This is a genomic window from uncultured Cyclobacterium sp., assembly GCF_963976465.1.
Lineage (GTDB): Bacteria > Bacteroidota > Bacteroidia > Cytophagales > Cyclobacteriaceae > Cyclobacterium.
Window position 1 is genome coordinate 1 of record NZ_CAXBOC010000225.1, and the last position, 8,387, is coordinate 8,387.

An 8,387-nucleotide genomic window follows, 5' to 3' on the forward strand; every position below is an offset into this window, starting at 1 on the left:
GGCGTGTACTTCACCAATGCAATGGCTGGTTCTCCCGGATGTGCTCCTTCGAGAAGCAGTATCATTACAGGTAGGCACCATTGGCAAAATGAGTCCTCTGGCCAGCATGCTGCTCCCTGGCTTAAAAAGCACGTACCCTTTGTAGATGTTTTGGAGGCGAATGGTTATAAAACGGGTAGAACTGGAAAAGGTGTTTCTCCTTTTCGCTATGCTCGAAATGAAAATGACAGTCTTTGGAGAAAAACAGATGCAGCAGGGATAGAGCACAGCAAAATAAGATATGAAGATGGGCCAGGAGATATAAGGCCTGCAAACAAAATAAGCACCACAAATTATTTTGAAAATTTTAAATTTTTCATGGAAAAGGAAAGAGCCGACAAGCCCTTTTTCTTTTGGTTTGGGGCGACAGAACCACACCGTGCCTATGAAAAAGATTCGTGGAAAAGGACGGATAAAAAATTATCAGATGTGGAGGTGCCGGCATTTTTTCCAGACAATGACATCGTCCGTGGAGACATGTTGGATTATGCAGTAGAAATAGAATGGTATGACAGCCACCTGGATTCCATGATCAATTATTTGGAAGAAATAGGAGAGCTTGAAAACACGATCATTATCGTCACGGCAGACAACGGCATGCCATTTCCACGGGCTAAAGCAAACAGCTATGATTATGGTATCCATGTGCCTTTTGCCGTGAGGTATCCCAAACAGTTTCCCGGTGGGAGGAAAGTAGATGATCCTATAGGATTTATAGACCTCGCCCCAACCATTTTAGATTTGACCAATACCATGCAAGACGGAATGCTACCAATTACCGGAAAGAGTATTCGCCCCCTGTTGGAATCTAAAGAGCAAGGAACGATTGATCCTTCGAAGAAATATGCTTTTTCAGGTAGAGAAAGGCATTCATCATCAAGGTACCTCAATTGGGGTTACCCACAAAGATCGATTAGAAGTGAAGACTATTTATTGGTATGGAACATGAAGCCGGATCGCTGGCCTGCAGGTGCCCCTCAAAGAGTAAATCCTGAGGATGAAAATGAATTGCTACCCATGTATGGGATAGACGAAGACGGCATCAGTCATTCTGAATGGGCGTTTACAGATGTGGATGCATCCCCTACCAAATCATTTATTATAGAAAATTATAAGGATCCAGCCATCAAGCCATTTTTCGATGCAGCATTTGCCAAAAACCCTGAAGTACAGTTATTTGATATAAGAAATGATCCTTATTGTTTAAACAATATAGTAAATGACCCGGATTATGCTTCAGATAAAGAAGAATTGCAAGCGGCTTTATTAAAGGAATTAGAGACTACCAAAGACCCAAGAGTGGTAGGCCCTGATAAAGAAATTTTTGATTCCTATATCAGATACAGCCCTATGAGAGCCTTTCCTGAACCAATTCCCGGAAGCCAGTTAAAATAGGCCATCTGACTTGATTCAGCTAGTTTCATTCTATAAAAAAATACCGGGCAACTGTCCGGTATTTTTTATATTCGGTTTTTATGTGATAGACATGAAATCTCTATTTTGCCACTGGTTCAAAAAAACAATAAAAAGAGCATGTTGTGGGCCAGTTATTCCCCTATTAATCGCACTTTTATCTCTCCTTTATTTCCCTCAAAAATCCATGCAGGAATCCTTAGTTCTATCCTTTTAAGGTTTTCAATTTGCCGATCCAATTCAAGTGGAGCCGGATCCAGAGAGATGACAGACAAGGAAATCTCAGGATGTGACAAATTTTCTAACCTTAGGGTTTTGCCCTCTTTAGTCAATACTGCTCCACCATCTACAAGCTTAATATCTGCCTGCGTCATCAATTGCCAGGTGATCAATTTTGTAGCATTGTTGGTTTCAATTTGGTCTTCGATGATAATTGATCTTGGGCTGTCTTTTGTAAATTTTCTTGTTGCACTTTTCAGCTGGCCTTCAAATGTCGGTGTAAGGTCAAAAGTGGCTTCAGGCTTTTCTCCATCTTTAAAGTCTACTATCGTAGCCAAACCATCGACCACATGCCGCTTATTATCCACTGAGATGGTACTATGTCCAAAATTATTCTTCGTAAGTAATTTCCACCGATCACATTCCTGACATCTGCTCCAAAGATCGAAACCGGCTCTTGACAATAAGCCATAGCTCTGGTTGCCCGGGTCGATTGCCCATCGAACGCCATTTAATTCAAAAATGAAAGAACCTGCATCCATATTCCCATGGCTTATCGATCCTCGACCTCCTTTTCCTCCAAAATAATAACCTTCTTTATTCTCTCCCTGACCGGTAAATATTACCAATGGGTTGGCTCCTTCACCTTTCCAAGCATTAGGAATAAATCCTGATCCCTTTTCTTCGAATTGTGCTGTCCAAACTAATCCTGCTCCTGCCAGCCGTGAAAGCTTTCCTATCTCCTCAGGCGTTTGCATAAATCTTTCATGATTCAAATAATTCTTATCTCCTGTTTTGGAGGCAAACCAACTCAAGGTAAAATCAGTATACAGCTCCGGTAAGTCCGGGCTATCGGCATAATTGTATAATAGTTTGGAAGGAGCCAAGGTTAAAAGGCCGAAATTTGCACTCTCTTTAAAGCCCGGATATTCACTTATTCCAAAGTCTGTCCCAAAAGCGCTTTCCAGCATTGCCGCAGTTACTACTGAAAACATTGTCCCATATCCCCAATAGGTTGCCCCCACTGGATAAGCTCCATCCGGAGCATATGCTGCAAGCGCATGATTCAGGCCTTCAATTGATCTATTCATGGTTTTTGCTGCCAATTCCGGGTTTTCCTCAGCAATGGCAATGGAGGCTGCAATCATACCGGCATTGCAAACTTGATTCCAGTTGTTAGTTCCATTAACCCATCGAGGAGTTTCCCCATTTTCGGGCCAACTGGGCATTATTCCCTTAGCTATTAATGATTGTTTCGCCAAAGTGATGGTAGATTTCGGTAATTCCCCTGCGGTCCAATCTAGCGCCAAGGCAATAGCCAAAGACATTTCCCCTACATCTAGAAAATGCTTTGGGTTCCAAGTAGGGAAAATGCAAGCAGCAAGCACTTCTTCATTTAACCTTTGCAAAATTTCCGGATCCTTTTCAACGAAATAAACCATTCCCAACATATTAACACGATATAGGAAATTTCTAGAAATACCGAGCTGGTTTTTTTGAGACCGTGGATTATCTGGGATGTCAACTGTAATTAAATTCATTGCTAATACTGATTCAGTATTGTACTTGATTGCCTGAAAAATATGCTGAGTAAGTGGATCGGTTTGAAGCTTTTCTCTAAGCTTCTTTTCAATGGCTTGATTTAGTACCAATCTAGGTTGAGATTTTCGAAGATTCTTTTTCAGGTACTGTACTGATATCGGGTTTTCGAGTTGATACGTATGAGAATCTTGATTTCTTGGCAACTGAGCATAAGCCCACTCGCTTATAAAAGTTAAAGTGAGTAGGCTGGTTAGCAATAATAATTGATTTATTTTTTTCAAGACAGTTGTACTTTTATAGTGATGTGTAATTGAAAAAATACCTTCAAAGTGCGGAATCACTTTACTAGAAATAGAATTTACCGGGGAATTTTCATCTTAGTATCGATTATAAATACTATTCGATATCCCTAAAAAACTCTTCCAAATTCAGTTTAAACCCTTGGATCACTTTTGACTCCGCCACATCTCCGGAGGTAAGCAAAAGGGAAGGGACGGATTTTCCATTAGTAAGACGATAGATTAACAAATCCTGGGTTTCAGCATGAATGATCCAGTATTCCCGGACTCCATTGGACTCATAAAGTTCGAACTTAATCTTCAATTCCGTTTTACTGTTGCTGGGAGATAGTATTTCCACAATCAAGTCTGGTGCTCCTATACAGCCTCTGTCATCCAATTTTTCTCGGTCACAAATTACGCAGATATCCGGCTGAACCACATCATGGATTAGATGATCTGCTTTGGATGCTTTTGGAAAACGCACATCGAAGGGTGCATCGTAAACTTGACATGATTTGTCTTCCAAAAAGTAATAGAGTTTAGCTGCCAACTTTATTGAAATTCGCTGATGGATACGTTTTGAGGCAGCAGCAACTTTTTTAAAGGCTTTCCCTTTGATCAGTTCGACCACTTCCTCCATCTGCCATTTCAGGTAATCGGCATAGGAATAATTTCCATATTCCAAATCCGGTTCATTGACATTATCCGGTTTTTTGACTTCCATACTATAAATATACTGATTTTAGGACTATTTTAGAGATAGTGTATTCTATATTATGGGGAAAAGTATGCTTGAACATTGAGTCGAAAAGAAAATCAAAAAAAAGATATCTGAAGAAAAGAATGGATTTTAGAGAGACTGGAAATATTTGTGCTTATTGTCTTTGAAGGTAGTGTTGATCTTTCAGTTGAATACCTTCGGTTAAATAATCGTTAGAATTTTGGTGATTCAGGATGCGTTCATTGGTTTACATCTTCCTCAAACATCAATGCTAAATTATTCATCCATGAGAATTAAAATTAAATTCTAATTCGGACAAGAATCTAATTATATACTATTACCTTTTATTTTGAAAAAAATTGATCATGATTAGCAGAAGAAAAGTAATAAGTATTTTATCAAGCCTACCATTTGGCGGTCTGCTTTTAGGAGCGCTTGCAGGTACAAATGGTGCTAAGTCAATGCCTAACACTAATCTGTCCCCAATTAAAAAGGTTCTTGGCAAAAGTATCTATGACTCGATAGGAGTACGCCCACTGATTAATGCCCGAGGTACTGTTACGGTCGTAGGTGCAACCAGGGTCTTGCCGGAAGTACAAGTAGCGATGGACGAGGCGGTAAAGGACTTTGTTCAAATTGATGAATTGATGAATGGTGTTGGGCTTCGCTTAGCAGAAATTACAGGGGCGGAATGGGGCGTGGTGACTTCCGGTGCATCTGCTGCAATAACTGTTGCGACAGCTGGATGCGTGACTGGAGGCGACCCTGATAAGATTTGGCAAATCCCCAATCTGGAAGGAATGAAGGATGAAGTAATTATTCCTTCTTATTCACGATCAGCCTATGATGCTGCAGCAAAGGCGGTGGGAGTGAGAATGATAGAGGTAAATACCCCTGAGGAATTGAAAGCTGCCTTGGGGCCCCGAACAGCTATGATTTTGGTTTTGGCCGGTGGCGCCTCTGAGGAGGGGCCCCTCTCACTAGAAATTATCGCTGCACTTGCCAAACCTCTTAAGGTACCAATCCTTGTAGATGCGGCGGCTGAGGGCCTAGAAGTTCCCAATCCACATATTGCTCAAGGGGCAGATATGGTTGCCTACAGTGGAGGAAAATATTTGCGAGGTCCACAATGTGCCGGCCTATTGATTGGCCGCAAAGATTTAGTCCAAGCTTCTTGGATCAATAGTGCACCCCACCATGGTTTTGGACGAGGGTTTAAGGTGGGACGTGAAGAGATAATGGGGATGTTGACAGCAGTAGAAATGTGGGAAAAGCGGGATCATGCCGCAGAGTGGAGAATGTGGATTTCTTGGGCCGATTATATTTCTAATCGTCTGGAGCAGGTTTCAGGGGTGAAGACAGCGCTTATTCTCCCAAAAGGAAGGTCAAACCGATCACCTTCTCTTCAAGTGAAATGGGATATTTCTTTAATTCCACTCACAGGCCAAGATGTTGAAGAGCTTTTGTGGGACAACAATCCCCGAATTGCTGTTAGTGGTGCCGTGAGTTACCTTCCTTTCCCCCCAAATATGGAGCCTAACATACGGATCAACACTTCCCAACTAGTAGCAGGCGAGGAGAAGGTAATCGCAAATTGCGTTTATGAGTTGCTTTCCAATCCACCTCAGATGCAAAAGCCCACTTTCCCTGCCGCCTTTAACCTAAGTGGCCTTTGGGACCTGGAGATTCAATTCGTAGCAAGCATTGTAAACCAAACGCTCATGTTTGAACAAAAAGGAAATGAAATTTTTGGTACCCACCATGCTAGTTTCGGACCACGTGAGCTAACCGGTACGCTTCATGGCAATGATATTTTATTTCGAAGTTCTTATACTCGCCAAGGAGTACGCCTAAATTTCGAATTTACAGGAGTAGTGAGTAAGGATTCTATGGACGGTAAATTAAGTTTGGGTGAATACGGCAAGGCAGAATGGAAAGCAAAACGGCGACAATATTAGAACCAGCTGTTTAATAAAAAGTAGTTAAAAGTAGAAGAATAAATTATGGAGCGCGTTATAGTGAAATATTTCCCTATATAGTACCATTAAAAATATTACACTTTGTTTTTATTATTGTATGCCATTCTACTATTATACATGGGAATACTTATCTAATTGTAATTAAAAGGGGCTTTTTACTCTACCCCATTTTAGCCGGGATAAGTTCCTGGGAGGGTTTTTAAGTAAGGCTTTCTGGTCGAACAAAAAGTTTGGTTTTCTCCTGCCCCCTCGGTTCCTAATATCATTATGGTGTTTTATCTTCCCGCTATGAATTAGTATAAAATATTCAATTAAATTTCTTTTGCCTCAATTCAAATTAGTAAATTAGTGGTTCATCATTTACCCTATAGAAAAATGAAAATAGCCGTAGTTGCACTACTATTTTTCTCACTTTTTGCATGCTCAGAGCCTAGAAACGAAAATTTTCTATTCAAGTCAATTCCACCCGAAATTTCTCATCTTAATTTCACTAATGAATTAAGGGAGTCCAATAATTTAAGTATTCTATATTACCTCTATTTTTACAATGGTGGTGGTGTGGCCATAGGGGATATCAATAATGATGGTCTGCAGGATTTGTATTTTTCCGGAAATCAAGTTCCAAATAAGCTGTTTTTAAACAAAGGGAATATGGAATTTGAAGACATCACAGAAATAGCAGGTGTTGCAGGCGCTTCCGACTGGAATACAGGAGTAACCATGGCTGATGTAAATGGTGATGGACTTCTTGATATTTATGTATGTGCAGTAGTAGGAATCCACGGGTTGAAGGGGGGAAATGAACTTTTTATAAACAATGGAGACCTTAGCTTTACTGAAGAAAGTAAATCCTATGGATTGGATTTTCAAAATTATGGCACCATGGCCTCTTTTTTTGATTATGACAATGATGGCGATTTGGACATGTATTTATTGAATCATTCCGTACATACAAATAACTCCTATGGACCAGCGACCATAAGGCATGACCGCATCGAGGAAAGTGGTGATAAGTTGCTTAGAAACGAGGGAGGTAAATTCATTGATATAAGTCAGGAAGCAGGAATTTTTGGTGGGGCCAATGGCTATGGACTTGGGTTGGCAACCGCAGATTTCAACAATGATGGATTCACAGATTTATATATCAGTAATGATTTTCATGAAGATGATTATTACTATATCAACAATGGAGACGGAACATTTACAGAACAACTGAAAGAAAGATTCAGTCAGGTGAGCAGGTTTTCTATGGGCAATGATGTTGGTGACATCAATCAAGATGGATTTATGGATATTATTTCCCTTGATATGCTTCCTGAAGATGAGAAGGTACTTAAATCCTCCATGAGTGATGATCCTATATATACCCATGATTTAAAAATTGAACGCTTAAAATACCATCCTCAGTATGCCAGGAATATGCTGCAATTAAATCGGGCAGGGGAGTATTTTCAGGAAATTGCACTTTATAGTAGTATTTCAGCAACTGATTGGAGCTGGAGTCCTCTTTTTGCAGATTATGATATGGATGGAAAACAGGATTTATTTATATCCACCGGTATTTCCCGACGACCCAATGACCATGATTATATCAACTATATTTCAAGTGATGAGGTAGAACGCCAATTTAATGCTTCCAATAAATTGGATCAAAAGGCAATCAATAAGATGCCTTCAGGGAAAGTGAAAAATTATATTTTTAGAGGTGGCGACCATCTGAAATTTATCGACCAAACCGGTAAGTGGATGGCTGATCAACCGAACTTATCTACCGGTGCTGCTTGGGCTGATTTAGATAATGACGGTGATTTGGATTTGGTAACGAATAACCTCAATGAGCCTGCAACTGTGTACAGAAATAACCTGGAAGAAAAGGCAGGCTATTTAAAAGTTAAAATTCAATTTACCGCACCCAATACATTTGGCATTGGCACCAAGGTATTCTCTTGGCATCAAGGAGAGATGCAAGTAAAGCAGTTGTTCACAGCCAAAGGCTTCCAATCATCTTCTGAACCATTGATACACTTTGGATATGGAGAAGTAAACAAAATTGATTCATTACTTATCATTTGGCCGGACAATACCTATGAAAAAATGTATGAGTTGGCGGCCAACCAAAGTTTGGAACTCAAACCCGGTGAAAATCGCCAAAATATAGATTATTCACAACTCTTTCCCAAAGTTCAACCATGG

General features: G+C 40.2%; 5 protein-coding genes. 3 read left to right on the forward strand and 2 right to left on the reverse strand.

Going from position 1 to position 8,387, the window contains the following annotated elements:
• On the forward strand, nucleotides 1-1,434 hold a 1,434-nt coding region (locus AAC037_RS13385), incomplete at its 5' end, for a sulfatase (protein WP_339903461.1).
• A 152-nt stretch (nucleotides 1,435-1,586) separates the two neighbouring features.
• Here the strand turns inward: AAC037_RS13385 and AAC037_RS13390 are convergent.
• Together AAC037_RS13390 and AAC037_RS13395 are read right to left on the reverse strand one after the other, a co-directional pair.
• Complete coding sequence (locus AAC037_RS13390) at nucleotides 1,587-3,494, reverse strand: heparinase II/III family protein (RefSeq protein ID WP_339903462.1); 1,908 nt, start codon at nucleotides 3,492-3,494, stop codon at nucleotides 1,587-1,589.
• 115 nt (nucleotides 3,495-3,609) lie between these two features.
• Complete coding sequence (locus AAC037_RS13395) at nucleotides 3,610-4,218, reverse strand: Uma2 family endonuclease (protein ID WP_339903463.1); 609 nt, start codon at nucleotides 4,216-4,218, stop codon at nucleotides 3,610-3,612.
• Nucleotides 4,219-4,580: 362 nt separating this feature from the next.
• Here AAC037_RS13395 and AAC037_RS13400 point away from each other — a divergent pair, with 362 nt between their 5' ends.
• Nucleotides 4,581-6,173, forward strand: a complete 1,593-nt coding sequence (locus tag AAC037_RS13400) for an aminotransferase class V-fold PLP-dependent enzyme (protein WP_339903464.1) — start codon at nucleotides 4,581-4,583, stop codon at nucleotides 6,171-6,173.
• 396 nt (nucleotides 6,174-6,569) lie between these two features.
• Nucleotides 6,570-8,387, forward strand: a 1,818-nt coding sequence (locus AAC037_RS13405) for a CRTAC1 family protein (protein ID WP_339903465.1), incomplete at its 3' end; no start/stop codon positions are given.